This is a genomic window from Hymenobacter terrenus (assembly GCF_000972495.1).
GTDB classification, from domain to species: domain Bacteria; phylum Bacteroidota; class Bacteroidia; order Cytophagales; family Hymenobacteraceae; genus Hymenobacter; species Hymenobacter terrenus.
The window spans coordinates 1-26,257 of sequence record NZ_LATM01000042.1 but is presented as its reverse complement, the minus strand read 5'-3'; the positions used below and the strand labels follow the sequence as shown (position 1 = coordinate 26,257).

General features: G+C 52.7%; 22 protein-coding genes and 1 pseudogene. 10 read left to right on the top strand and 13 right to left on the bottom strand.

Translation table 11 applies throughout. From position 1 onward, the window contains the following. Positions 1-271 precede the first annotated feature (271 nt). Complete coding sequence (locus WX88_RS32235) at positions 272-589, top strand: DnaB-like helicase C-terminal domain-containing protein (protein WP_394331764.1); 318 nt, start codon at positions 272-274, stop codon at positions 587-589. Positions 590-980: 391 nt separating this feature from the next. Here WX88_RS32235 and WX88_RS24635 read toward each other — a convergent pair whose 3' ends face one another. The 6 genes from WX88_RS24635 to WX88_RS24615 form a co-directional block, all read right to left on the bottom strand. Next, positions 981-2,741, bottom strand: coding sequence for a DUF262 domain-containing protein (locus WX88_RS24635; protein ID WP_197076932.1), 1,761 nt, complete (start codon positions 2,739-2,741; stop codon positions 981-983). Positions 2,742-2,807: 66 nt separating this feature from the next. Continuing rightward, the gene (locus WX88_RS24630; protein ID WP_046247093.1) at positions 2,808-3,092 is read right to left on the bottom strand and encodes a hypothetical protein; all 285 of its coding nucleotides are present in this window, start codon (positions 3,090-3,092) and stop codon (positions 2,808-2,810) included. Between the two features lie 541 nt (positions 3,093-3,633). Next, a complete protein-coding gene (locus tag WX88_RS24625; protein WP_046247092.1) occupies positions 3,634-6,960 on the bottom strand; it encodes a type I restriction endonuclease subunit R in 3,327 nt (1,108 codons plus the stop codon). Between the two features lie 15 nt (positions 6,961-6,975). Next, positions 6,976-8,115, bottom strand: coding sequence for a restriction endonuclease subunit S (locus tag WX88_RS24620; RefSeq protein ID WP_231590784.1), 1,140 nt, complete (start codon positions 8,113-8,115; stop codon positions 6,976-6,978). A gap of 83 nt (positions 8,116-8,198) precedes the next feature. Continuing rightward, complete coding sequence (locus WX88_RS28295; RefSeq protein WP_262489862.1) at positions 8,199-9,302, bottom strand: SAM-dependent methyltransferase; 1,104 nt, start codon at positions 9,300-9,302, stop codon at positions 8,199-8,201. Between the two features lie 15 nt (positions 9,303-9,317). Then, positions 9,318-10,331 (bottom strand): type I restriction-modification system subunit M, encoded by a 1,014-nt coding sequence (locus tag WX88_RS24615; protein ID WP_449404336.1) that lies wholly within the window; start codon positions 10,329-10,331, stop codon positions 9,318-9,320. Positions 10,332-10,582: 251 nt separating this feature from the next. Between WX88_RS24615 and WX88_RS24610 the strand changes: the two genes are divergently transcribed. The 3 genes from WX88_RS24610 to WX88_RS24600 all read left to right on the top strand — a co-directional run bounded on the left by WX88_RS24610 (position 10,583) and on the right by WX88_RS24600 (position 12,897). Then, entirely contained in the window at positions 10,583-11,233 is a 651-nt protein-coding gene (locus WX88_RS24610) for a hypothetical protein (RefSeq protein WP_046247091.1), read from the top strand. Positions 11,234-11,471: 238 nt separating this feature from the next. Continuing rightward, on the top strand, positions 11,472-11,981 hold the full coding sequence (locus WX88_RS32230) for a TIR domain-containing protein (protein ID WP_046247090.1): 510 nt from the start codon (positions 11,472-11,474) through the stop codon (positions 11,979-11,981). After that, complete coding sequence (locus WX88_RS24600; RefSeq protein ID WP_046247089.1) at positions 11,974-12,897, top strand: macro domain-containing protein; 924 nt, start codon at positions 11,974-11,976, stop codon at positions 12,895-12,897. Before WX88_RS32230 ends, WX88_RS24600 begins: the two co-directional genes overlap by 8 nt. Positions 12,898-13,072: 175 nt before the next feature. Here WX88_RS24600 and WX88_RS28290 read toward each other — a convergent pair whose 3' ends face one another. The 3 genes from WX88_RS28290 to WX88_RS29690 form a co-directional block, all read right to left on the bottom strand. Further along, positions 13,073-13,957, bottom strand: a complete 885-nt coding sequence (locus WX88_RS28290) for a hypothetical protein (protein WP_156176414.1) — start codon at positions 13,955-13,957, stop codon at positions 13,073-13,075. An 88-nt stretch (positions 13,958-14,045) separates the two neighbouring features. Further along, entirely contained in the window at positions 14,046-15,008 is a 963-nt protein-coding gene (locus WX88_RS24590) for a site-specific integrase (RefSeq protein WP_046247088.1), read from the bottom strand. A 497-nt stretch (positions 15,009-15,505) separates the two neighbouring features. Next, positions 15,506-17,008 (bottom strand): glycoside hydrolase family 88 protein, encoded by a 1,503-nt coding sequence (locus WX88_RS29690; protein ID WP_197076931.1) that lies wholly within the window; start codon positions 17,006-17,008, stop codon positions 15,506-15,508. 96 nt (positions 17,009-17,104) lie between these two features. Here WX88_RS29690 and WX88_RS31870 point away from each other — a divergent pair, with 96 nt between their 5' ends. Both WX88_RS31870 and WX88_RS31045 read left to right on the top strand, forming a co-directional pair. Further along, a complete protein-coding gene (locus WX88_RS31870; protein WP_262489861.1) occupies positions 17,105-17,227 on the top strand; it encodes a hypothetical protein in 123 nt (40 codons plus the stop codon). Between the two features lie 56 nt (positions 17,228-17,283). Then, on the top strand, positions 17,284-17,787 hold the full coding sequence (locus tag WX88_RS31045; RefSeq protein ID WP_046247085.1) for a transposase: 504 nt from the start codon (positions 17,284-17,286) through the stop codon (positions 17,785-17,787). 114 nt (positions 17,788-17,901) lie between these two features. Here WX88_RS31045 and WX88_RS24570 read toward each other — a convergent pair whose 3' ends face one another. The 4 genes from WX88_RS24570 to WX88_RS24555 all read right to left on the bottom strand — a co-directional run bounded on the left by WX88_RS24570 (position 17,902) and on the right by WX88_RS24555 (position 21,488). After that, positions 17,902-18,765, bottom strand: a complete 864-nt coding sequence (locus tag WX88_RS24570) for a sigma-70 family RNA polymerase sigma factor (protein WP_046247084.1) — start codon at positions 18,763-18,765, stop codon at positions 17,902-17,904. A 909-nt stretch (positions 18,766-19,674) separates the two neighbouring features. Next, entirely contained in the window at positions 19,675-20,433 is a 759-nt protein-coding gene (locus WX88_RS24565) for a DUF72 domain-containing protein (RefSeq protein WP_046247083.1), read from the bottom strand. Positions 20,434-20,860: 427 nt separating this feature from the next. Beyond that, the gene (locus WX88_RS24560) at positions 20,861-21,178 is read right to left on the bottom strand and encodes a hypothetical protein (protein WP_046247082.1); all 318 of its coding nucleotides are present in this window, start codon (positions 21,176-21,178) and stop codon (positions 20,861-20,863) included. Positions 21,179-21,221: 43 nt separating this feature from the next. Then, on the bottom strand, positions 21,222-21,488 hold the full coding sequence (locus WX88_RS24555; protein ID WP_046247081.1) for a hypothetical protein: 267 nt from the start codon (positions 21,486-21,488) through the stop codon (positions 21,222-21,224). A 506-nt stretch (positions 21,489-21,994) separates the two neighbouring features. Between WX88_RS24555 and WX88_RS32225 the strand changes: the two are divergent. The 4 genes and pseudogenes from WX88_RS32225 to WX88_RS31035 all read left to right on the top strand — a co-directional run. Further along, positions 21,995-22,942 (top strand): annotated as a pseudogene (locus WX88_RS32225) (tetratricopeptide repeat protein); the annotation flags it as partial. A gap of 102 nt (positions 22,943-23,044) precedes the next feature. Further along, positions 23,045-24,259, top strand: coding sequence for a sensor histidine kinase (locus tag WX88_RS32220; protein ID WP_231590783.1), 1,215 nt, complete (start codon positions 23,045-23,047; stop codon positions 24,257-24,259). 368 nt (positions 24,260-24,627) lie between these two features. Continuing rightward, a complete protein-coding gene (locus tag WX88_RS30510) occupies positions 24,628-24,771 on the top strand; it encodes a hypothetical protein (protein ID WP_156176412.1) in 144 nt (47 codons plus the stop codon). 580 nt (positions 24,772-25,351) lie between these two features. Further along, complete coding sequence (locus WX88_RS31035) at positions 25,352-25,747, top strand: hypothetical protein (RefSeq protein WP_197076929.1); 396 nt, start codon at positions 25,352-25,354, stop codon at positions 25,745-25,747. Positions 25,748-26,257: the final 510 nt, after the last annotated feature.

Below are 26,257 nucleotides of genomic sequence, written 5' to 3'. Positions count from 1 at the left end.
TTCAAACCACGTCCCTACTCTGTCCGGCTTAGCTAGACCACCTCAGCAGGCCTAATAGCCACCTCATCTTAGTACCGATAATCGTTCATTGTCGGTACTAACATTCTTTAACTGTCTAACCATAACGCGGCGACACCAAAGGCAACCGAGAACAGGAAGTTGGCTGCATCGGCCGCGGCCTCATGGAACTGGCTAATGAGCTCAACGCCCCCGTCATAGCCCTTAGTCAGCTTTCCCGCAACGTGGAAAAAAGGGAGGAGAGAAGCGCCCGCTGCTCTCGGACCTGCGCGAGTCAGGCAGTCTGGAGCAGGACGCTGATTGCATCGTCTTCCTATGGCGTGGCGAATACTACTACAACATCGCCGAGTACAAGGACGGCACCGCAACCACCGACACCATCCTATTCAATACGGCCAAGCATCGAAACGGCGCGACTGACGAAGTCATTGCAGCTTGCTCTATGCGAAGAGGTGTTTTTCTCCGACCTCAAAGCCGTATCCAACTATCACAATCAGCTTTAATATCATACCAGCGGCCGAGCTACTGCCGGAAAGCAAACTCGTTCTACCGCCCATACCGTTGGGAGTAGGTAAGGGCACCCCCGAGAATACACCGTTAAGTTCGGCCGCCGGCCATAATTCCTTTTAAAGGAAACATTATCCTCGGGTTGATTCATGTGAATCAGCAGAGCTTCAATGGATTCAATTCTGCTTCTTGTCAAATAGCTAAATGATTTTCGGGCAACAGCGACTTGACCAATCCAGATAAATACCTGGTCAATAATGTCACCGTACTTCTCTCGGATATGGGACTTCGTGCTGATGCGCTTTGCGGCCGTCTGATAATAAGCAAGACCTATGTATTTGCGTCGGCCTCGATGCGTTACTAAATACACGTACCCATCCTGTGCGTCAGGAATTCGCAAGTCGTCGTAGCGCCATTTTGTCCATGTAACCGTTACATACTCACGCATCTTTCGCCTAACTCGCCGCCTCAGTTGATGATGGAGCTGTAGCAAACAAATCTACTTCCTCTTCTCCCTCATCGTCATCTAAAGCTATGTCGCCCGAATCTGGCATTGCGGCTACTGATTGGGGCATAGGCCATATTCGGACTGCCAAGTCAGCAAGCAATTCTGCCCGCCTTAAAATGGCGCTTTTGTCCCATTTGGGTTCCGAAACAACCGACTTTGTCAAATGAATTGGACTGTCTAAATAGCCGTTTTCCATCGTTAGCTTTTTTGCAAACGGCTTGTCACTGAGTTGCGGGTTGTAGGCGGTAAGTGTCAGATTGCCGATTGTGTGCAAATAAGTAGCATGTACCTCTTCCCATTCCTCGCCGAGCTCCTCCCTCCACTCAGGCGAGACGTTGCTGTTTTGTGGCATAATGTGTTCAATCGTGTAATTTCCGATTTCCACCCGTTCCTTACGTCCGTAGTTTTCTAAATGGTCGAGCAAATAGCGGAGTGTACGCGAAGCATTGTAGGCGTTGCGTGCGATGAAGTTTGCTCTGAATTCCCAATCAGTTGGAAAGCGCCGGTGGTAGCTCAATCCCCTAAATTGGGCTCCTACACTAGCCAGATAGTTGCTCCGGTCTATCTGCCGCCCGAAGCTTGCAAAAGTGCTGTTCAGGGTATTAGTACGAAGGTCACACACCGCTCGGCGCAACACGTATACTTCAATCATCCGCACTACTTCCGCCAGCTCGTCCTTCGTCAAGCTTCCACTTACGCACGCTGCATAGGCATCAAGCAAGTAGGGGTAGGCTACCAAAACTCCAAATTCTCGCAGTTTCAGCAAAGCTGCGCGCAAGGGAGGGTGTTCCTCCCTTTCAGGTTGGCGCAGCCGCACGTAATAGGTAGCATGGTTGTACAGTTCCCGTACTAAATCCTCCACCTGCTCAGCACCAACCCGGCCCTGTGCGTAATCCTCCTTAAAAGTCAAATAAACGGTATCAATATTCACCAGTTTTCCTTTCTTCATTGTCAGAAAGTCCCGCATGAATTCATTGAACATGGCAGCATAGTTCGCACCGAACGCGCGTTCCATTGGAAACCAGAACCGTTCGTACAGGTCATTTTGCGTTGCCTGCTGTTGGCTCATGAAAACGTAGTTTCGAATTAGGTCAGCTTGGCCCAAGGGCTTACCCGTAGAGTTTAGGCTTTCAAAAATCAATTGGGGGTTATCAACGCCTGGTTCCAGCACCACGCCAACTACCATTAGCTTGTTGATGCCGGCCCACAGCGCCCGGACGTTGTCGCCGTTCACCGATTGGAGAAAGAATTCAAAGTTGCTCTGTACCCGCTGCGAAAAGTCATTTGGCAGAGGGTGCCCGCTCACCACGCTTATTAACGTGTCCTTATCCCGCCGCGTCAGCAACAGCCGTTGAAATAAGTCTCCGTATTCCAGCCTATTGGTTAGGTAATATTCGCGGATTTTTTCACTGCTAGTGAGAGCCCGCAGCGGCTGGTCGTTCTGTTCAAGGTAGCGCGCTATGGCAGTCAGCATCAACACCATTGTAGTAAGACGCTGCTGCCCATCAATCACCAGCGACTGCGGTACGGTGCCGATGGCGTGGGCTGCGTCCTGATAGTACACTACTGAACCAATGAAGTAGCTAACTCTGGTTTCATCTTTCCCCGCGTCCAGCACGTCATCAAACAACTTCTTACAGTCTTCTTTCAGCCAACTGTAAGGACGCTGATAAATGGGAATAGTAAACTGGCGCAGTCCTTCCAGCATTGTCAGTAGTTTCACACCATTTGCTCTCATATACAGCGGTTTTCAAATTTTGTGAATAATATCATCTTAAGCTTCAGGGTCTCCATAGGGAATGTTGTCTATCCCTGCTTGACTCTCTGCAGCTTGACGCAGTTTATAAATAGCAACGTTTTGGCCTTCCAATAATTGATACAGTTCTAATGGTCGGCTTTTTAATTGCTGTTCCTTATAGGCAGATTGATAGTCTGCTAACACCATCCTTAATCTTGCACCATATCCCACCTCCAACAAGTCAATTAGCACCAGTTTTTGCTTGCCAGTAAGCTGTTCGCCCCCAAAACGTTGTGAAATAATTTCAAAGAACTGTATCAATGTGTGAGCTTGTCGTAGATAATGAGTCAACTCATCGATGCCATCTAGTTTATAACCACCTTCAGACTCTGAAGAGGTTACTGCCTTCCCACTTGTAACCCGCTTATTTACTGCTAATGCTTCAGTGAATAATAGATGCTGGCGTTCTACAGCCTCAAGAAAACGCTCAACTAATTTGAACGTCAGTTCAAATTCTTGCTCGTTGCGATTACGCAGGTTCTCTTTTCATAATTGCTCAAACTGATAGTTATTCGTTTTAATCTGCTCACGTAAGGAGTAGTAAACCACTACCAAACCGGCAAAATTTAATATGGGTCCAGCAATTCCGCCTATTGTATCACCAATCACACCTGTATTGGCTCCGTAGGTAAGCCACCAACTGGGCTTGGTATCTCATGTTTGCGGTACAACTATGAGTGCGATGATTGCAACTACAACACCAGCTAACATAGCCCATTGAGCTAGCCGCTCATTTTCATTGTGGCCTTTGCGTTGTTCCGGATTCATGTTAATAAAAAATCAAGTTATTTTTAACTGCTCCTCACGCCCAATACCTCACCCCCAGCGCCGCCAAACTCAACAGATGCTGATACACCGCGTCGCGCTTCTCGATAAATACTGGCTTCGGATATCCTTCATCCTTGCCTGGTAAATCATCATCCAGCACGCCGCCAATCATTTCACGCACCTTCATTTGCAGCTGCGGGTTCTTGTGCCAGTCCGACGTAAGCACTGCCTTTTTAGTTTCGTTGTCCCGCAGCTTCGCCAACAGATGCTGCGCTGCCAGCTTCACCTTGCTCTTCTCGGCCGGCTTCAATTCTCCCACAAACAGCAGGTCGAAAATCTCAAGCTCTTCCTCACTCAGTCCCTCCGCCGCCGACCGCTTCTCTTCGTCGCGCAGCTTCTCCGCGTAGTCCTTTAACGCCGCGAAAAAAGCCTCCACGTCGCTGCTGGCCGTGTTATACTGCTGAATAATATCGTGGAGCTTCTGCGACAAGTCAACACGCCCCACATTCCGGTTCACCAGCTGCTGCGTCCGATTCTGCAGAAAGTCCACCATGTCGGTTATCGCCAGGTTCTTGTGCGGCCGCTCCTTAAACCGTTCCTGCAGCTTTTTCAGGTCCAGCCCGCTCAAGTTAATTTCCTGGCCCTGCCCGTCAATTTGGTAGCCTTTCCCGCCGCCCTGCGCCACAATGGCCTCGTCTATCAAAGAATCAGCCTTGGCACGGGCCCCGTCGAAGTCTCCGCTGTTATCCTGTTGCCGGCCGATGATGCGCCGCACGTATTCCAGCGCGTCTTTCGTGCGCCTGTACTGCCCCAGGTAAGCCCCGCCGCCTTTCAGCAGTTCCTCCGTCAGAATATCCGGCTTGCACGCCTGGTAAAACGACGTTACCGCCGTCTGGTACACTGAAAACTCCTTTTTTAACTCCTCCGTTTTCGACAACGCATCCGCCATGTCGTCCAGCTGGCCTAGCTTGTCAAACGTCTCCTTGCTATCCAGCACCTCCGCCAGGTTCAGTCCCTGCTTATCCAAGAACTTCACCGCCTCGCCAATCGACGTGTCCAGGTAGCCCAACAGCATTTCGAAGTCCTCGGCCGGGTAGTCCACTTTGTCGCCATCCTCCGTGTTCTTGGCCCGCGCATACTTCGCTAATGCCTTTTCCAGCCGCCCGCCGGCCATCAGCCCGTAGTAGTCCACCACCAGCCCGCTCATCTTCCCAATCGGCGTAAGCGTCTTGTCCGTGGCCACTTGGCCGGCCTCGTCCAGCGCTACCGCCACCCGATTGGCCCTCGCAATAGTCTGCATCAGCGTATGATTTTGCAGCGGCTTATCCAGATACAGCGTCGACACCGTCGGCGCGTCAAACCCCGTCAGCCACTTGGCGCACACAAACACCAGCCGCAGCGGGTCGGTGGCTTCGCGGAACCGGTCCTCTATCGTCAGGTGCTCATCGCCCCAGGTTTTGTTCATCAGCGCCCGGTGCGGCCGTATGTCCAGCCCGAGGCCCAGAAACTTAGTTTCTTCCTCGGCCTCCTCGCTCACGACCACCGCCATTTCCGTGTCCTTCATCCACTTCCGCAGCCGCTCCAGCTCCAGTCGCTCAGAGCTGCCCGCCGCCGCGGCGTAAATCTGACTCTGTATTTCTTTCAGGCGCAGCCCCCACCGAGCTTTCACCTTGTCGTACATCTTCACGGCCGTGGGCTTGTCGATGCTTACCACCATGGCCTTCCCCAGGTAGCCCCGGTTCGGAAAGTGCCCCACAATGTCCTGCGCCACCGAATCCAGCCGGTCACTGTCGGTTATCACCGTCATCAGGTTCGCATACTTGCGCGTCAGCCGCTCCTTCTGCTCTTCGCTCAGGCTCTCATCTTCCATAATGGTCATGAACTCCTCGTTCAGCGCGTCGTTCTGCAGCACCATCTGCGGCACCCGGTTGTGGTAGAACAGCGGCACTGTCGAGCCATCCAGCACGCTTTCCTGAAAGTTGTATTGGCTCACGTAGCCCCCAAACCATTCCTTGGTTGTCTCCACTGCATCGAGTAGGGGCGTGCCCGTAAAGGCCAGGTACGATGCCCCTTCAAACCCCCGCCGCATGTTGTCGCCTAGGTCCTTGTACTGGCTGCGGTGCGCTTCATCCACCAGCACCACGTAGTCCTCGCCCCGTGCCGTCAGCTTCGGGAACTTACCGCCGCCCTTGCCCGTGGGGTTCTTAAACTTCTGAATCAGCGTGAACACTACCGGCGCCCCGGCCTTCACCAGTTCGCCTAGGTGGGCCGCACTCTTCGCCCGCGTCTTGTGCTTGGGGTCCAGCAGCTCGCTCCGCCCAAACGTCTTCCACAGCTGGTCCTCCAAATCGTCCCGGTCCGTTACCAGCACAAACTTCAGGTTCAGGCCTCCGCTCACCGTGTTTCGCACCTTCTGCACGAAGTAAGCCATCGAAAAGCTCTTGCCCGACCCCTGCGTGTGCCAGAACACCCCCAGCTTGCCCGCCAGCTCCTGCCGGCCCACCAGCGCCGCCACGGCGTTGTTCACGCCCAGATACTGGTGGTTTTTGGCCACAATCTTGGCCCGGTTGGCATAGAACAGCACGAAGTTGCGCAGCAAGTCTAGCAGCGTTTCTTTCCGAAACAGCGCCCGCATCACCCGCTCAATGTCGGTTTCCTCTTTCGGTACCACCGCCTCGTTTTCGTCGGTTGCTTTCTCCCAGTTAAAGAACTGCTCCCAATCGGCCGTGTGGCTGCCCACTTTGGTCACGTAGGCATTCGAGAGCACCACCACCAGGTTGTAATCAAACAGCTGCCCAATGTCGCGTCGGTAGTCGGTTAGGTTCTTGTCGTAGGCCTGGCGCGTGTCCTCGGTCGCGTTTTTCAGCTCCACAAACACCAGTGGCAGCCCGTTCACGAACACCAGCAAGTCCGGCCGCCGGTTCGTTTTTCCTTTTATAGTAAGTTGCTGCACCACCGAAAAGTGGTTGTTAGCCGGATGTTCAAAATCCATAAACCGCACCAGCGTTTTCACAGCTTCGCCTTTGGCATTCTTTGCCCCGTCCAGGGTCAGGCCCTGTTGCAGCAATTCCGTCAGCACCTTGTTGCGCTCATACAGGTTGCCCGTCCGCGGCTCGGTCAGCACCCGCAGCGCATCCTTCAGCACCGCCGCTGGCGCGTGCGGGTTCAGCTTCGTAAGGCTGGCCGCCAGCTGCCCTAGCCGCACCACGCCCCGCGTGTCCGCTCGCCCAAACTGCTCATTGGCCTTCGCCTCTTCCTGCTGGTGCAGCTTGTAGAGGTTCAGTTTCTCGTCATAGCCCAGCTCATCCATGAGCACCTTGACGCAGGCGTTTTCAATGTCGTCTTCGGAAATAAAGGCCATAGCAAGGCGGTAGAATTAGGCAATAGCAGCAGGTGTAGGAGAGGGAAGTAGTTGGCCGCTCAGCAGCCGTGGAAGCAGCGCGTCACGGGTGGCACGGAGAGCTTCGCTTTGCTCCAAGTAGTTTCGAATTGCCCCGAACATGGGTGCAACCAGTTTGTCAAATACTGCTAATGATTCTGCATCAGGCACCAGTATTTCGGCCCGCTCAAAATTATCAGTGGTAATGGTCGAAAACACCGCACCATTTGCCTCTTTTTGTAGCCCTTCGGCCATTTCAAGGGTCTTGAAAAACGTAAAATACTGCGACACGCTACGCCCGACCAGCGCATAGTTTGACTGGTTAATAGCCATAGGTCGCCCCAGCATTACACACTTTCCTACTGTGCCCCGCGCCGTGATAACGACTGTGTCTACAGGGTATAGTTTGGAATTGCAGTTTTTCAAACCTTCCTCCGAAATCGTTTTATTGGTGGTAAGGACATAGTAAGAATTTTCTACATCGCCCGGGCTGAACCAATAAACTTCTCCATCCCAATAATTTGGTTCGCTAGTCTTCGGAGTGCCGCCCGACTGCACGGAAATAACGTCGGTGAATTTCACCCGCGCCCACCCCGTAGGCAATTCCCCTGTACTCCCCGCTTCTGCCCCGGGGCAACGCCCTCGCACAAACCACTCCTGATACAGTTCTTGGGCTAGTTTTTCCAGCGTCGCCACCTGCACACGATAATTTTCAAGCAGGGCATCGTAGCGCCCCAGTACCGCCGCAATTTGCTGTTGCATGGGTAAGCAGGGAAATTTGACCGGAATAGACTTAAGCATTTCTAAGCTTATGAATCCCTGCGCTGCACCACTTTTGATTGCCTCGATGTAATTCTGAACCCAGCTTGAAGTGAGGTGATAATACAGGAATCGAGCATCTATTTGACTTTTAGGTCTTATGATTGCAACACTACTAGAAATGCCAATTACCTCACCTTCTTTGACAAGATAAGGTGAGCCCAATGACCCGATGATGCCAAGTAGCAGGTCGTTTTGTGTTGGTTTCGTTACGGCTTTAGTTTCTTTAAAATGCCTGCTGTAGTCAAAGGGTGATATATAGTCTACCTCTGACAAATCAAGACTTCCTTTTTTGAAGTTTTTGGATGACAGATACAAAACTCCGGCTTCTGTTCTCTCAATGCTTGCATGTGCCCCATCCCCAACGGAGCATAGATTCCCTATTTTATCGTTAGTCCACATTACGCTAGCTCCTCCCGCAAAACGTCCATAAATAACAGTTTCACGTCGCGCACAATCTCGCTTTGCAGCGCATCGGCTTCCGCGTGCAGCCGCGCCAGTTCGTCCGCTTGCGTTTCCACGAACTCGCGGAATTCCTCCGGCGTGCGCCCGTCATCGTCCAGGGCCACGCCCACGTAGCGCCCCGGGTTCAGCGAGTATTGCTGCGCCGCGATGTCGGCTTGGCTCGCTAGGTAGCACAGCCCTTCCACGTCGCGGTATTCGCCATTCGGGAAATGCCCGTCTAGCCACGCCAGCTGCGCTGCAAAGTAGCCCACTCTTTCTGTCACAAACAGCAGCGAATTCAAGTCGTCGAGCACTTGCCGCAGTCCCCCGCGCAGGTTGGCCCCGCTCCAGGTTTTGTCTTTGGCCGGCCGCAACGTCTTATCCGCAAAGTTTACCAACGCCTCGGCCCGTTGGCTCAGCGCCACCAGCCCGGCCTTGTCGGTCGCCAATGTGTCGGCTGTTAGCTCCGCCAGTTCTGTTAGGTCTTTCGCCCAGGTTGGATGCGAGGCCAGCGCCGCCTCTGCCTCCTTGCTCAGGAGCAAGCGCACGCCCTCGCGCCAATCCACCACCACGCCGGCCAACCCAACCAGCGCCGCGGCGTATGCTTGCCGATGCGCCGCCAGTCCCCGGTACGTGCGCGCCGGCTCAAAGTCCGGGTCCGTTACCTCCGTGTCGCGCCACGTCGCCATGGCCTCCAAATAGCGCTGCCGCAGCGCCTGAAAGCTCTCTGTTTCGCCCCGATACAGCCACACAATGGAAGTCAGGTTCTGCTGCTGTGCTTCTGTAAACTCGCGCAGCTTCCGCGTCACTTGGTGGTACACCCGCCGCGCGTCAATAAACAGCGTCTGGCCGTGGCGCGGGTGCGCCGTGTCCGTCTTGGCCCGGTCCAGAAACCACAGCGTCACGGGCAGCGTCACCGTGTAGAAGAAGTTCGACGCAATGGTCACCATCACGTCCACCATCCCGTCGTTCACCAGCTTGGCCCGCGCCTCTGCCTCCGCGCCCCGCGCATCACTCGCCGAGTTGGCCATCACGAAGCCCGCCCGCCCCGTCTCATTCAGCGCCGTAGCAAACAGCTACACCCACAGGTAATTAGCATTCCCGTAAGCATCGGCCGTTTTGCCCTTGCCCTTCGCCGCCAGCGCCGGCCCGTAGGTCGTAAACAGCGGGTGCCCGTTGATATCCGCCGCACTCACCCCGTCCACGTTAAATGGCGGGTTGGCCATCACGTNGTCCACGTTAAATGGCGGGTTGGCCATCACGTAGTCAAACTTGCCCTTGGTGTCGGCGTAGTCATCCTCATACACCCCCGCCGACAGCGACGAACTCACGTTCCGAATGTCGCTTTTCAGCCCGTTCACAAACAGGTTCAGCCGCGCCAGCATCGTAGTCTCGCCCTTCTGCTCCTGCCCGTATATCGACAGGTGCCCGGCCTCCTCGTGGCTGCGCATAAACTTGGCCGACTGCACAAACATGCCCCCCGTGCCACAAGCCGGGTCCAGTATGCGCCCCGTGTGCGGCTCCATTATCTCCACAATCAGCCGCACCACCGACGTCGGCGTGTAAAACTCCCCGCCCTTCTGGCCCTCGCTCAACGCAAACTTGCCCAGGAAGTATTCATAAATCTTCCCGAACACGTCTCCCTCCGCCACCCGCAGCGAAGCAATTTCCGCCAGAATCCCGCGCAGCACGTCATTCGGTATCTTCCGGTAGTCAGCCTTCGGCAACACGATGCCCGCATCCGGGTTGGCGTCCTCAAAGGCATCCATCGCCTCAATCACTTTCTCCTGCGCGTTATCCGTCCCGCTCAGCTGCAACAGCGTCCGGTCGTAGTGGGCCTCTTCCGGCACCACAAAGCCAATCACCCGCACGTAGCTCTGCGCTAGCTCTTCCGAGTTGCGCCCCTGCTGCTTCTCCTCCCAGCTGCGCACCGCCTCCGGCTTCAGCTTCTCAAATCGGTTAGTAGCGTACCGCAAAAAGAACAGCCCCAGTAGCGGGGCCGCATACTCACTCGCCTTTAGGTTGCTCTTGGCGCGCAGCCGGTCGGCCGCCGCCCATAAGTTATCCTCAAAAACCTGCGGCCGGGGCACCCGGTCAAATAGTAGTGTGCTCAAAATCAAATAGTCCAGCAGATATCAACAGAAGCTCCCACAAGATTTACACATGGGTAGTTGTAGGGAGGATTGTAAATGTAACAAGCTGCGAAGTAGGTACAAGATATTACGAGTAAGCTGCACCACTTCGCTAACACTATTAGTACGTTTGCTAACGTCCTTCACAGCGGATAGAGGTGCTACCAGAGCCTTCTATACCAGTCCATCATTCTACTTCGTGTTGCCTCATGCCCGATGCCACCCCGCCAGCTGATAGCTACACTAGGCAGATACAAGAAAAGATTGCCCTGAGTACCGAACTGCACAAGCTGTCAAGCCAAGAGTTCGACAAGCAGGTGGTGTACATCGCTGGCGGTGGGCTGGCCCTCACGCTCACCTTCGCCAAAGACATTGCCTCGGTCACCAACTCATTCTTTGTGCCCTTGCTGCTCTGTACTTGGCTTTTTTTCGCAGGAGCTCTCCTCATTAATCTATTCTCCTACCGCAAAGCCACCGAAAGTCACGATGCCAGCCGGAGCCTGCATCAGCATTATCTAGAGTGTCACGAATCCCTGCAGCCCATCAATCAGGCCAACTGCGATACTTGGAGCACTATGTTTCATAGGGGCAATGCTCAAGTTCACCGCCTCAACAATTGGTCTTTCCTTTCTGTCGCTGCTGGCATAGGCTGCTTCATACTTTTTGTCCTCTTAAACGTCGTAACAATGTCGAAAACTCCGCCTACTACTCCGCAGGCCTCAGCTACTAAGCCTGACCGTGCAAGCCAACCCGATTCAATACGGGGCATTGCTGCACCATCCTCACTCCTGACAACGCCCCCGCCGCCCTCTTCGCAGCCGGCCACCACCTCCAGCACCGCAACCAAATCAGCCGAGTAACCATGGCCAAAAGAACCTCCAAAGAGTATTTCGACCGGAACATTAAGCAAGTCGCTCCTAAAGCAGCCGTTCCATCCCCTCAAGACTTGCTGAGCACGCTTCCGCCTCCAGTTCGTAGTCAGCCAGCCTCTGTCCCAGCGCCAGCCAACACTAGCCCATCGGGTATATACAGCGACACTACCAACGGTTGATGCCTAGCGTTTGCTGAATCCTTAACGACTCATTAATAAAGAACGCAATGGCATACAGAAACAAGACTTACGTTGCTTTTGACGCTACTAATGATATTCACTACTATAGGCTCATGACTGCATGGAAGCAGAATGACTACAGTAGTTTTAGTTTCTTTGATGCTCACGACATTAATAATATAATGTCTTTCAGCAATGAAGATACAATCAAGCTTAGGCTCAGGGAGAGGTTACAGAATACCAGAGAGTTTATCCTACTTATTGGGGACAAAACTAAGTATCACCACAAATTTGTGAAGTGGGAAATTGAACAGGCCATTAAGATGGACATCCCAATAATCTGTGTCAATTTAAACAACACTCGTTGGTTTGATTCGGACAGGTGCCCATTTGTTTTAAAGGATAACTTGGCACTTCATATTAGCTTCAACTCGAAAATTCTGCAATATGCTCTTGAACATTGGGAAGAGAGTCATAGAAAGATGAAGCGAGAAGGGCGGAGTGGGCCGTGCTATATAGAACCAGCCATTTACACATCGCTAGGGCTTTATGTTTGATTCCGCTATTGGCTGGCTTACATTTTATTGGAAGCAATTTCGACTTTTCCAACTGTTTGAAAGGCTATTCGCTTCCATGGGAGCAACATGGGGTGTTGTCGAAATGCTCGCTTTTTTCGGCAAGCAGGATTTCAGCAATAAGCTACAATCATTTTGGTGGGTGTTTGCTATCGGTGTGCTCCTTTACACACTGTTCACTAGTTGGCCAAAGCGCAAATTCAGGTTTAGAATTAATGGACGAGACGTTCACGTCGCAATCCAGCTGGGGGACTTATTAAGCAATGAGTCCGTCATTGTGCCTATTAATAACAGGTTTATAGTTGACCCATTAGGTAATTTGCCTATTTATAAAAGCATATTAAAAGCGTTAGTTTCAAAGTTATTTAATGGTGTCGCTAAACAACTGCAAGACCAAATTGACGGAGTCATTAAACAAGGAGGGATAAATCCTAAGCTATTGATTAGTGCTTCTCCCGATGTATATAAGGTTGGTAGCGTTATTCCAGTTACGGTGGGCTCGAAACAAATTTATTTTCTCGCTAACTCATCGCTGAACTCAAGTAACCGGTCAAGCACCACAAATGAAGACTTGCGAAATGCTCTTGGTGAATTGTGGGTGTATATAGCTTCTTCTGGAACAAAAGATACTTTATCGATTCCTGTTTTGGGTACAGGTATGGGCAGACTGAAAATGTCAAGAGAAAAGGTAATTAAGGAAATTATTTTGTCATTCATAGCTTCCTTGGGCTATCAAACCCATTGTGATGAATTAATAATAGTTATTAATCCGGTCGATTACTACAGGCATAACATCGACTTAGACCATTTAATTGGTTTTATGAAATCGCAGTGCGAGTACTATGAATTGAACGAATCAACGGCTGTTCCGCAAGGTCAGCCGGTAGATATTAGCTAAAAAAGCTCCTTGCGGCTACGATACCCTTGCTGCCTTGCCTATTCTCATTTAGCAAGCCATTTAGGCACCACACCAATACTTAAACAAGAGTTTTAATTGTATTAAAGCCAAAGCTTTAATACATCTGTAACAACCCGCATAGTAAAAGGCTGCCGTGCGTGTTGGTACAGATATGCTAAAATGGCAAATCATTGTCTTCATCCTGTAACACTTGGAAAGTCTCCAATATGTTGTTCTTTAGTTTAGGATTTTTTGGGTCTAACGTGCTATGTGTTCGCTTTAAATGATTGACAAGGGTATAATAATCCTTGTCCGTAGAAATAGCGAAAATCGGATTTTTGGCTATAAACTCTCTCATGCTATCAACTATCGTTTCTGCCAATTGAATCCTAGGCGCTCGTTTATATAAGATATTGGCATTGCTAATTGAGGAGTTTTTCTTGGACTGCTCCATGTTAGCAAGACGTTCATCGATGCTTCCTAAAAATTCCTTAAGTGTCTGCGTTTCAGTTCCGATACTATCTAAATCAAAATCGACATTTTTGAAGTGACTAAGAAATGATTTATAAGTACCCTTCTTATGGGATTCTTGTACTTCTAAGATTTTAGCGGTCAACTCATTTTTAAACTTGTTGATGTCATAATAGCGCATATCCTTGCGGTAACGCAGATAGCGGATGGTGCCAATGTCAAACGGATAGTTGCCCTCTCCATCAAAAATGATGATAACAGGTAGTTTAGATGCCAAGCGTAGCCCTAATTCTAGCATGACGTTTGGGTTACGACTGCTGACATCACACACAACTATCTCATTCTGATAGATATTGGTGACAATGCTAGCATGAATGATGTCATCACGGCCCGTAGCACTAACTATCTCGCAGGTAAACTTGGCATCTTTAGCTGCTTCTTGTATTAGCTGGAGCATATCAGCCCAATGGCTTGCTGGATACTCAGCAGTGCCACTAATTGGCATAATGACTCCACAGTGAGGCAGTTCTGTTTTACTTTTATCCTTAGGGTGCTTTGAGCTTGCTTCGGGATTAGGATTATCTGCCATTGAGTAGGTATGGTTTTAATGGTTGATTATATACACTGTGCTTACTTCGCATTAAGCCGAACGTTTCATTCTTGAAAGTTTGGATAAATCACAGCCCTAATTTCTGAGCTGCATTATGTTGACGGACATTGTCAAGCCGAGTATAGCGCCTAATCATCTCGCTCGTCTTATGCTTCGTCTGATTCATTACCTCGGAGTCATCTGCCCCAGCCAATTTAGCTACTGTCACAAAAGACGCTCGAAGCGAGTGTGCTGAATACTTCGGCCCAAGGTAGCGCTGCACAATCAAGTTTAAGTGCTTATCGGTCAACCGTCGCTCTGTAAGCCGTTCACCCTTCCGAAATGATACAAATACAGGCCCCGTGGTACGGTCCAACCGCTTTAACCAAGTCTCCAATGTTCGAATCGGGCACAACTTGAAATCAGGCGAATAGAAAATAGCTTTTTCCTCGGCAGCACTATACTGGTTGGTTTTGCTCTTAGTTAGGTTCACAATCAATCCTTCTTCCGAAAACGACAAGTCCTCAATATTTAGCGCCGCCAGCTCGGACCTGCGAAACGCCCCCGTAAAGCCGAGCAACAAAATCACCCGGTCGCGCAAACCAGCTAGTGTTTTGCCGTCGATACTCTTAACCGTACGCTTGAAGTTGGCCAGCGTAAATGCCGGCGCCTGTTTCTGCCGCACGCCCTTAACGCGGGCGATGCCTTCCATGAGCACCTTAAACTTCTTGTCGTCCGTAGGTGAGTCAAATCCGCGCAACACATGAGCCTTGGCTACGGCCGCGCAGTGCCGTTGGATAGTCGCCACTTTCTTATTCGTCTCGGCCAGGTGGGTCACGAATCCCGCCAGCGTTTCCACCGACGCCGGCAGCGGCTCCAACCCGTGCTCGGCGCACCAGAGTCCAAAGCGTTTCCAATCCCCGGCATACGCTTTCACCGTGTTGGCCGCGCCGCTCAACCCGGCCTCGACATAGCGCGAGGTGTGCTCGGCCAGCTGCGCCAGTGCGGTCGACACGTTACCAGGAATCGAGAGTTCAGACGACTTTTCCATGCGACCTATATATATAAGGAGTAAAACGCGACTCCAAGTGGTCAAATATACTCAGAAATTATAAGGTGTGATAAGTAAACATTATCGGATCTTAAAAACGAGCGCGCACAAAAACATACCCGGTCAGACTCGACCGGGTACTTACCTTTCGTTGAACCGCGATTGCTAGCGCGAGGTGGCCCCGAGGTAAACCGTATACGCAAACGGGAGCGCCCAGAAGAACCAGAGCGGACGTTTGCGAGCGGCTACGTGGACCACCTGATCCGCTTTCGCCCCTGAGTAGGTTGCTTGACGGGACCAGGACGAGAGTGGCGGCTTGATCTCCCCGTGCCCCCCGTCGCAAGGTGCCCGCGCACCTGCGGCCAACGTCAAGCCGTCGTAGTCCTTTCCTGCTCCGAACGGCTAGGTGCGGAAGAGCCAAGCGAGTTTAACAAACAGAGCCTTCCCTACCGAGCCCACGACGAAGACGGGCGTGAAGATCACGGGCAGAGTAACGACTAACTTTTCAGCAGGCAGTCTAGTTGCGCTAGCAATCCCATGCCAAACTGAGAAATAACCCGATAGTCGCTGGCCTGTAACGCTTCCCCACCCCGGTTGATTTGTGAAACCCCCGTCAGGAAACCATCGGCCGTCAGGTACGCTTGCAGCGAAGCCTTGGCTTGTCGGGCTCTTCGCAGGTAGGACTGATTCAGCAGGCCCAGTTGAACGCCCCACACGAAGGCGCAGGCAATACCTGCCGTGGCCGAAGTGTCGGTACCGGTTTCGGGGCGGTCAATGAAGCTGCCCCACCGGCCGGCCGGATCCTGCCACCGGCTAACCTGCACTGCCGCCCGACGAAACGCTTCTTCCACCTCTTTTTTCCCCGTTATTTCCTGCTGCCGAAAGTGTTTCAGTACGGCCAGGGTTTTAATGGTTCCGAGTAAATACCAGGCCACGCCCCGGCCCCAGTTGGGGTAGCTTTGGTGGCCCTCCAAGGAGGCCCGTTGAAAGATCGTTTGGGGGGTGGTCAGCAACCGGGTACGGCCATTCAATTGCCGGAGCGCCGTTTGGGCAAGCACCAAATCATGGCGCTGCGCGGCAATGGCGGCCAGCGGATACGCGATGGTGTAGCATCCTTCTGTCGTGATATCCTGTTCGCTGACCATCAGTCCTTCCCGATTTGCTTTCAACTGCAAATAGCCAAGGGCCGACGAGACCGACGGATGCTGGGGGTACAAGCCCACGATGGCGGCAAAGGGCAGGAAATCTTCAATGCTGTTGAAGGTGCCATCGCGTGGTTCGGTCATCGGACTTTCAAACACCACGCCTTGCACGGGGTCTAGATAAGCGCTGAGGTGCTTTTCTAAGGTCCGTAAGGCGCTTTTATCGCCTCTTTGCGCCATTTCCCACAAGGCATCCTGCACGTTGCCTCCCAGCCAGCCAAAGGGACTAAACGAATTCATCGACAGCAGATTTTGCCGGAAGGCTCGTTCTGGATGGGCGTTTTCTCCGATTAACAAATGGGGCTGCAACCCCGCATTATCCGTACGGGTCGGATCCGGCAGAAAAAACCATCCATCCTGCCGTCCTTGTGTCATCCGCAACGCAATCCCCTGTCGATTGATTTCTTGCGCCCACGTCAGGTCGAGGGGCATTTCAAAAGGTTGAAAAGGATGCGCATAGCGGATCACAAAGCGTCCGAGTTCTCTGCTGCTATCCGGTAAAGAAGCCGTAACGGTTATTTCTTCTCGAAAATCGAGGGCCGCCGTGATACGCAGCCAAGCAGATTGGACCCGAGTAGGGAGGCTGGTAAATCGCAGGATAGTGGCTGCTCCTTGCGCAGAAACCGGAAACGCTTTCCACCCCAAAGGAAGGCGTTTTCCCTCCGGAAAAGCGCAGGCCGGATGCGCTACTTCGGCCGCGCTATGTCGGTACCAATCTGCTTTTGCCGAGGAACAAGATTCCGTTGCGGACCGCGCTGCTAACCAGGAGCCGCCGGATGTAAACACGAACCGCTCCATAAAATTTCGCCTATCCATTCGGTACTTATGCGAGGGGGGGAGTCCCAGGGTGAGCTGGGCCGAGTCACGGGTAAAGATAGCCGGGTTCTGTTGCCCGTGCACGCCCCCAAATTCGTGCGGGGGGAGCCCGCGCAGCCGCTGGCGTCGCTGGGCCTGGTGGTCGGCCAACAAGAAGGCTTGCACGTGCTCGTGAAGCTGGGCCGTGTACCACCCTTTTAACCAACACCATTACTGGAGGTGAGGTGGTCTAGTTAGACGAGAGCGTTTGAGGTGGAGTGGACCGCCGATGGCAGCTGGCAGCGGGTCAGCGGCTGTTTAACGGTGGCGGCACGCGAGCGGATAAAAACAACGCCCCGCCCCCCGCGGCCATTCTCGACCGCCAACGTGTGAAAAACACGGCCACCAGCACCCGCCTCGTGGGCTACGATGCGGGTAAATGCAGCAAGGGCCGCAAGCGCTTTTTCCTGGTGAACACGTTGGGCAAGCTGCTCGCCTGCTGCGTGGTAGCGGCCCATTGCCACGATGGGGCCACGGCTGCCCGCGTCTGGGACGCCCTGGCGCTGGATAATAAGCTGCTCGACCGGCTGCACACGGTGTTCGTGGACGGCGGCTTCGTCCGCCGCTTCCGCCAGCACGTGGCGGGCCGGGGCGTGCAGGCGCACGTGCCCAGGGGCGTGGTGGCCGACAACGGCCGCTTTTTCAGCCACGCCAAAGCGCTGGGTGGTGGAACGCCGCATTGCCTGGGCTGGTACGAATCGCCGCTTGGCAAAAGATTATGAACGAAAAACACCGCACGCCAATGCCTGGCTCTACCTGGCCAACATCCGACGACTCACCACGCTAACTTAAACAGCTTCTTAGACTGAAATAAGCCATCGGGTTAACCACAACCACTAGCCCAGGTACGGCTTTAACGCTTTCGAGCGCGTGGTGTGCTTGAGTCGGCGAATGGCCTTTTCCTTAATCTGCCGCACCCGCTCGCGGGTCAGGCTGAACTGCTCACCGATTTCCTCCAGCGTCCGCGCCGTGTGGCCGTTCAGCCCGAAGTGGAGCGTCACGACGTCCGCTTCACGCATGGTCAGGGTTGAGAGGGCCCGCTGGACCTCCCGGCGCAGGGAGTCATTTAGCAAACCAGCATCCGGGCTTTCTGCATCCGCATTCTCCATCACGTCGAGCAGCCGATTCTCCTCGCCCTGCACGAAGGGCGCATCCATCGAGACGTGACGCCCCCCGATTTTCAGCGTGTCTGCCACTTCGGAGGTGCTCAGTTCCAGCAACTCGGCAATCTCATCGGGCGAGGGCTCGCGCTCGAACTTTTGCTCCAGTTCCGAGAACGAGCGGCTGATTTTGTTGAGCGAGCCCACCCGGTTCAGGGGCAGGCGCACGATGCGGCTCTGCTCGGCCAAGGCTTGCAGAATGCTCTGCCGAATCCACCACACGGCGTAGGAAATGAATTTAAATCCCTTCGTCTCATCAAAGCGCTTCGCTGCTTTAATCAGCCCCAGATTACCCTCGTTGATGAGGTCGCCCAGGGTCAGGCCCTGGTTCTGGTACTGCTTGGACACCGAGACCACGAAGCGCAAGTTGGCTTTGGTCAGCTTTTCGAGGGCCATCTGGTCCCCTTCGCGAATGCGCTGGGCGAGCTCGACTTCCTCGTCGATGAACACCATACTCACTTTGCTAATCTCCTGCAGGTACTTGTCCAGGGACTGGCTTTCGCGGTTGGTAATCTGTTTGCTGATTTTGAGCTGTCTCATGCGGGAACGGTACTGCTTGTTCAGGGTGCCAATGGGATACGAACCCGCACTTGGCTTTGCGGCCGGGTCTAATGGGTATCAAGAGGCCATCCCGCGGAAAGGTTCACGGCGCGGGTAAAGTCCTGGGCTGGGCTGGCAGGAATCTACCTACGACAAAGAGGCCGCCATTCCTGCAGAATGGCGGGCCGTGCTGGCTCGTCGCGACGATCTGGTGGGACTAGCCCGGCGCGTGGGCGATGCGCTGGAAACCAATCGCTAACCAACTTAATCCTGACCCCATAAAAGAGCTCTGTATACGATAGCCCCCTTTGCCCCGTGTGCGGGCAAGTGAAAGTAGTTTCCAGGCGTGCATATTAATAAGGAGTGAGGCGTGGAATCCGTTCTTCGAACGGAAGCACCGATAGCTAGTGACGGCACCAGCTATCGAGCAGGATGGCGCCGGAGGGAAACGTATGCACTCGATGCCGGCTATCTGCTTGGACATGCCGCGCTACTACTGCCGCGCAAGCCAGGTGCCGCGCAAGCCAGGGCATTTCCTCCCGTGGGCCCAGCTGGTGAAAATGCACACCAAGCCACTCCCATCTTCACCGTTTCGGCAACCGGTGATTTAAGCAAGCAAAGGCAGCCCACTTAACTTTTGGACCAACCGTTTAACCAAGGCCAAGGAGGGTGGCTGTTACAGAACCCATCTGCTTGTGTTCCCGAGGTAGGGTAACCGATGTAGAAGGTCCCAAATGGTGTTTTCATCCGCCGTTCTGAAGGCGGAATCGCTCATCAACGGATTCCAGTCGCCGTTACTAGGCTTCTGCAACAGCCACGAGGGTTTACCCAGACAGGCCCGCGCCGTGGTTTACCACGACCTGGCCCTGGAAACCAGCGCCCCCTGTCCCCGGACGCGCGTCGTACGGCTCACGCCCGCTCCGCGACCAGCCGGTGCAGGTCTTGGGCATTTTCAAAAGCGGCGCCCATGGTATTGTTGAAGTAGGCATACACATCTTTCCCCTCGTGGAGGTAATCGTGTATCTGCTCGGCCTGGTCGTGCAGAAAGTCGCGCTCGTAGGACTCCCGGTAGTTGCCCTGCGGGCCGTGGAAGCGCAGATAGACAACGTCGGCCCCCTCGTTGAGCCGGGCGTTGCGGGCGGGGCCTTTGTCGTGCAGCACCAGGCTGGCGCCGTGGTGGTCCAGCATCTCAAACGCATCGTCTGCATACCAGCTGGTGTGGCGAAACTCCACCGCTTTGCGCCACTCGTGGGCGGGGTCTGCAGTTGCCAGCGCCTGCAAGAGGGCCCGGACCGCGTGTAGCTGGCGAATGGTGTTGCTGGGCGGGAACTGAAGGAGCAGGCATCCCTTTTTGGTGCCCAACGCGCGTGCGGCCTCTAGAAAGCGGACCAGGCCGGAGAGGTCCTCGGCAAGCGTCTTGGTGTGCGTGATATCGCGCCACAGCTTGAGGGTAAAGTCAAACGCCGGGCCGGTTTCCGCGGCCCAGGCCGCAAACGTTTTGGGCTGGGGGATGCGGTAGAAGGTGCTGTTCATCTCCACCGAGTTAAACAGGGTGGCATAGTAGGTGAGGCGGCTCGTCGCCTGGTAAGCCGCCGGAAAGGTGGCCTTGGGGCCGGGCACGACGATGCCGCTGGTGCCCGTGCGCAGGGTGCCAAGGAGGGCGGGCATGGGAAGGAGTTAGACGGGCGTTTCGGGGTAGAACGTACCCCGCGGCCTCGGCGTTTTACCCCAGGCGCACCTTCACGGGGGCCCAACGTATCACCGGCTGGTCATCGTAGCGCTCTTTGCCGGCCAGGCAGGGGGCTGCCGCTCTAGGGACCTTGGTTAAAAGGTTGGTACGGATGTTACATCATCTCAGCTAATAAACTGATAGACAAGCACAAATTATAAAAACGAGGGGTTTCAAAAACCCCTGCTCGATGCTTCCTAGCGAGCCGCTACCACCGCTACAGACGGTCTCCAAAATCCCTAGCCGCAATCCAAGTACCTCAAGGGACTTTTGACAGCTTTCCGGTATCCTGATTCAACGGGGCGGGCCAGCCCTGTAACTTTTGGACCAAACTTTTAACCAAGGCCATGCTTGTCGGTACCAGGCCTAAGCGGAGACGGCAGGGGGTGTTGTATTGGCCTCGGCCAACAGCTCCTCCCAATTGTAAAAAGGGAACGGGTCATCGTAGTAGGCTTCGAGTAGACCGGCCGGCAGGAGGGGCAGTTCGAGCAAGGCTTCGGCCAACTCCACCACCGAGTCGGTCTCGAAAATGTCGAGTAGTATGCCTGTTTCGCTGGTGAGACAAAACTCTCGAAGGATGACAGCCAGGCAATTACGCCAGGCAAGTGCTTCTTCTTCGACTAGCAGCAGCATTCGCGCCATAGCAATGCCTGCTTTAACCTTAAAAATGGCTAGCCTATTCATATGAAAATAAGGTTATAAGGGCTTAAGCAGGCACCACGGCGTGCTAAAAGGCCGTCTGGTTTTCCTCTCTGAAGGCGCGGAACGAGCGGGCCGGTTGGACCATGAGCGGCGTGGAGTCGAGTGCAGCGCTAGCCACGTAGATTTCGTACGTGATACAGTAATCGTTTTTTGACGCTAGTATGTCTGCTGCCTGCGTTGTCTGCCCGGCATCGGCCCCGCGCTGCACCAGATTTTCTACTAAAGACATTAGGGAGAAATCGGCCTCCACGCCCGAGGTGTCGAGGACCGGAATGGTTTTGTGCTTGCGCACCAGCAGAACTGCCCCTTCTTCGCCGAGGTTGCGGCTTGTTGATCAGTTGAATTTCGTTTGCCATGAGGTGTTGAATGAAGAGAACTGACCCAAGGCTAGGCGTCCGAATCAGGCCAGATTTAGTCTGAGTGTAGCCTTCGAGGGTTTCGATGTTCTGCTCACGACCGTAGCCTGACACACTGGTGCCAGCGCCGTGCCACAGACTTGCGGCGGCGGCCTTTTAATGGTAGAACGTCCTCTAAATGCTCATAAAGCAGTTTCACAAAAACTCACCTCCTTTTTCAAAGCCATTATTCACTCCAAAAAGGATTTATAAATCCAAAATTTCGGGGGAACATCCGAAAAGCAGGGGCCGATGGCTAGCTACAGAATGGTGTAGTACCCTTGAATAATATTTTAAGTATTAATATAATTAATCAACACCTCTATCCTCTTGCCTGACTGATTAGCTTTGTTTTATACGCGGGCACGGCACCGTGTTGAACTAACCTACACCCTCGAATAAAATGCTGATTATAAAGAGCCATCATTGGTTTAAGACTCTCTATCTTGTAGTAGGTGTTTGGAGCGTAAGTTTTGCCCAGGCGCCCGCAGGAGCAGACAGTCTGCGCTTCCTGCTGAAAAATAGCAAGGCCGATACCAGCCGGGTGGGTCTACTCATCCGGCTGGCAGCGGCTTACACAAATAGCCATCCGGATAGTGCAGTAGCCTATGCTGCGCGCGGGGTGACTCTTAGCCGATTGTTAGGGGAAAAGCAAAAGCTAGCCCGTAGCGCCCGCCAGTTAGGGTTGGCTTACATACGACAGCAGCAGTATGCTGCGGCTTTGACCAGCTTTAAGCTACAATTGCAGCAACTCCCCGATGCTAAGAGTAGTGCGGAAGCCTACAAGAACATTGGCTACGTGTACTTGCTACTTGCCAAGTTTCCGGAAGCGCAAACAAACCTTCAAACAGCGCTGAACCGCTACCAAGCGATTAAAGACACTACCGGGATAGTCAGGTGCCTGACTAATATGGGGCAGCTCTACGTGAGCCAGGGAGAATTTCCGCAGGCATTGGCGTATTACCGGCAAACGCTCGCGCTAAGCCGGCGTCACCACGACCAACCGATGACGGTAAGCGCTCTAGTTGGCATTGGAGTAGTTTATCGGCATCAAAACCAATACCCGTTAGCTCTTCGGTCCTACCTAGAAGCGCTGAAGCTTAGTGAGCAGATTGGGAATACTGAAACAGTAGCTCTTGTCTTGTCAAATATCAGCCACATATACGTGGAAAATGGACAATATGAAAAAGGTTTGACTTATATGTTCCGGGTAAAACGCGCGTTTGAACAGGCCAAAAACTACCTAGCGTTGCGCTCAGTCCACCACAACATAGGAACGACTTATCTACAACTTAAGCAACACAAGAAGGCGTTACCTTACTTTCAACAAGCGTTACAATCGGCTGAGCAAGCAGGAGATAAACAGCTGATTGCGTTGAGCACGACAGAAATAGGACGAATACGCCAACTGCAAGGGCAAACGGCATTGGCTGAAAGACTACTGCAGCAAGGCTTGGCGCTCTTCCGAGAGATAGGAGACCAATCGGGGGAATTGGTAGCGCGGGTGGCACTAGGCTCCTTATATAATCAGCGGCGTGAATTCGGCTTGGCCAAAGTGGAGTTGGAGCGGGCCTTGTCGTTGGCGGTCAAGATTGGGGAGCTGTTCACCCAAATGCAAATCCACGAGCAGTTGTATAGCTTATACGCCGCTAAGAATCGTGGCGCCGAGGCGCTAGCGAATTTTAAACGCTACACTGCGTTGAAAGACACGATGTTTAATCAACAACGTGCGAAGCAGCTCTCCGAATTACAAGTTCAGTACGATACCTACAAACAGCAGCAGAACATCGAGCGGCTCAATCAGCGCAACCAGCTCCAACAAGCCCGATTGCAGCAGGAAGCCTTGCTGCGCAGAGGAGTGTTGGGCGGGGCCGCTATGCTACTGCTGCTGCTAGGCTTGCTCTACAACCGCTACCGGCTTAAGCAGAAAGCCAATCGTCAATTGGAAACCAAGCAAGCTGAAATCAATCTGAAAAATGAGTTGCTGGAGCGACTGCTGGGCCAGAAAAGCAAGCTGTTGGAAGAAAAGGAATGGCTGCTGAAGGAAATTCACCACCGCGTCAAGAACAACCTGCAGATTATCATGAGCCTGCTCAATTCGCAGACGGCACAGTTGCACGACCCCGCCGCCTTATCAGCCCTGAAGGAAAGCCAGAGCCGGGTGCAGACCGTCGCACTCATCCACCAGTTTTTGTATCAGTCAGATAATTTGGCCAAGCTAGTAGCCGCCCAATACGTGCAAACCTTAGTAAACTACCTGCACTCCATGCTCAGCCCCAACAAGGGAGTCCGCTGCGTAGTCGAGGTCGAGCCGATAGAACTGGACGTAGATCAAGCCGTTCCCCTTGGGCTAATCTTGAACGAGCTAGTAACCAACGCGCTGAAGTACGCTTTTCCCGGTGGCCGGTCCGGTACCATCCGCGTGAGCTTGCAGCAAGCAGCCGAAGCGGAACTGCTGCTGGAAGTGGCTGACAATGGCGTGGGCTTGCCCGACAGCTTCCAGCCTCAAGCCAATAACTCGCTAGGATTGTGCTTAGTATATGGGCTGACCGGCCAGCTGCGCGGCCATCTAAGCTTCCATAATGACAATGGTTGTCATGTCAGCCTGCGCATGCCACTGACCGCCATCGTGCCCACTGCTGAATCCGCCTTGCTCGTAGCCACATGAGTATCGCTGGTTTTATACAGATTGCTTCTAATGCGGTGTCGGTACCGGTGCTGATTCATTGACCAGACAAATGCGCTTATTCAACAAGTAGATTGGTGTGCTCGGGAAATTAGATAGATCGGCCCTCTCCTTAAATGTGTTGTTTGTGTCAAACAACTGCCTGGCTGTGGTGCTTCCACTGGTGTTGGTGAATACGCTGGGAGGCCCAGTTCGTCGGATTGAGCCAGACGCAGAGCGGGCACCCATTCCCTCTGAACCTACCCGGTGACCGGTTCCGCCGGAAGCAGGTGCCTACCTGCGGCGACAGCCCCGACCTGCGGACGATGTCATCGTTCGCCCAACGCACTGGGCAGAATGATTACTTTATTATGAATCAGACCAAACACAAAACGAACTCCTTTTCAGCTCGCTACACCGGCCTTATCCCTGCAGTGAAAAAAGTGCTGGGAATGGCCTTGGCTTGTGAAGGGGTTCTTGTTCCAAAAGGGCGGTTTTATACGCCAAGCAGTTAATCAATTGATTCAGTGATTATTGCCAACGACAAATTCGAAGCCTATCAATTGCTCGGAATCGCCCTTTTTACAGGTGTTTGATGCGGAAGCTGTTCCCCTGGCTTGTGTGGCGGGCTGAAGTCGGACACGATGCCGATTACAGAAGGTTCATGTTCCGATTTTCCACCTCATTATTCCAAACCAAATTTACAAGGCATTAAAAACTGAATTAAAATCAATGAAATGGGTTCAAACCACTGCTAAAAATCTAGTTTCGCTACCCACACCTTTTCATGGTTCTCATTACTCTTATAATCCATATATACAGACACTCATTGATATCGATAGACAGAAAGCTGGTGTTGACTAAACAAGCCATCGATGGCATTCAATCAGGTTTAAGAACAGAAATTAATAGCATCCTCAACAGTGGCACCTATCAAAGAATGAATCAATATTTTAAAGGCAAGGGTTATTAAGGTTGATATATTACATATGCAAATTAATGATTGGCCACATTTTAACAATTATTATATTATTCATTAAGCCTTGCATAAGCTTTCAACCACAAGCCTTCCTACTTACGAGTACCTACCATTCCATGACTGGATACTATAAATTAACCCTTCCTTCGGACCCCAAAATTCTTGGGATTCGCAACGGCATCATGCAGGTGGAAATCTGCGACGAGGTCTTTTTAAGCGCCATTCGACCAGCCCTTTTCAATGGAACGGAGGTCCCCCTAAGCGATGAAGCTAAGGCGATGACTATTAATTGCATTCGCGTCCTACCCCGCGCCAAGCTGACTGATATCCTGTCGTTTGGTCCAATGTTGTCATGGTTTCCTTTTTTGATGAAAAGAGCAACATTGGCTATATTGTCCTCCTTTCACACCCGAATCACGCATGTGTTTCCCGTTACGCTCGACCCCCGACCCACAAGGGTTGAACGAGTACGCATTGGTGTTTCTCCAACCACTGGGGATGGACTTTATTGATTTTACACGTTCAACGTATTATTCCGGTAGTGATGTGCTAAAAAACAAGAAACAATACGTCTTTGCAAACAAATAATATTATATATAATACTATCCTGCATATATAATACTATCCTGCCCTTCTTGCCTTGCCGGAACGGATTGTGCTAGCACCCCATCTTGACCGGAGCTTGGATTTATTTAACCTTATAGGCTGCGGTATATGTATCTGAGTGGGCAAAACGGGTGCTAGAACAGGAACGGACCAGCGGCGTGAAAATTTCCGCGACTATGATTGCAACTATTGAGATTGATGATTAAAAATCACCCAGGTTGGCGCGAGTTTGTAGTAATCATTTGATGATAATTGAGTTAAAGATTATCTCCAACTGGCATGCAGTGGCAACCATAGCAACACCAAGACTTCATGTATTTGCACTTATTCTTGGCTTAGATAGCGCCTCTTTGGTCTTGGGGTTCTCGTTACTGACCTCCTCCCATTTACCAGGCCGACCAGAAGTAGAGCATCAG

Excerpts from the sequence above, each read along its gene's own strand:
- WX88_RS24635 (WP_197076932.1), bottom strand. The coding sequence starts at position 2,741 with ATGCTGGAAGGACTGCGCCAGTTTACTATTCCCATTTATCAGCGTCCT.
- WX88_RS24625 (WP_046247092.1), bottom strand. The coding sequence starts at position 6,960 with ATGGCCTTTATTTCCGAAGACGACATTGAAAACGCCTGCGTCAAGGTG.
- WX88_RS24610 (WP_046247091.1), top strand. The coding sequence starts at position 10,583 with ATGCCCGATGCCACCCCGCCAGCTGATAGCTACACTAGGCAGATACAA.
- WX88_RS32230 (WP_046247090.1), top strand. The coding sequence starts at position 11,472 with ATGGCATACAGAAACAAGACTTACGTTGCTTTTGACGCTACTAATGAT.
- WX88_RS24600 (WP_046247089.1), top strand. The coding sequence starts at position 11,974 with ATGTTTGATTCCGCTATTGGCTGGCTTACATTTTATTGGAAGCAATTT.
- WX88_RS28290 (WP_156176414.1), bottom strand. The coding sequence starts at position 13,957 with ATGGCAGATAATCCTAATCCCGAAGCAAGCTCAAAGCACCCTAAGGAT.
- WX88_RS24590 (WP_046247088.1), bottom strand. The coding sequence starts at position 15,008 with ATGGAAAAGTCGTCTGAACTCTCGATTCCTGGTAACGTGTCGACCGCA.
- WX88_RS29690 (WP_197076931.1), bottom strand. The coding sequence starts at position 17,008 with ATGGAGCGGTTCGTGTTTACATCCGGCGGCTCCTGGTTAGCAGCGCGG.
- WX88_RS24570 (WP_046247084.1), bottom strand. The coding sequence starts at position 18,765 with ATGAGACAGCTCAAAATCAGCAAACAGATTACCAACCGCGAAAGCCAG.
- WX88_RS24565 (WP_046247083.1), bottom strand. The coding sequence starts at position 20,433 with ATGCCCGCCCTCCTTGGCACCCTGCGCACGGGCACCAGCGGCATCGTC.
- WX88_RS24560 (WP_046247082.1), bottom strand. The coding sequence starts at position 21,178 with ATGAATAGGCTAGCCATTTTTAAGGTTAAAGCAGGCATTGCTATGGCG.
- WX88_RS30510 (WP_156176412.1), top strand. The coding sequence starts at position 24,628 with ATGAATCAGACCAAACACAAAACGAACTCCTTTTCAGCTCGCTACACC.
- WX88_RS31035 (WP_197076929.1), top strand. The coding sequence starts at position 25,352 with ATGACTGGATACTATAAATTAACCCTTCCTTCGGACCCCAAAATTCTT.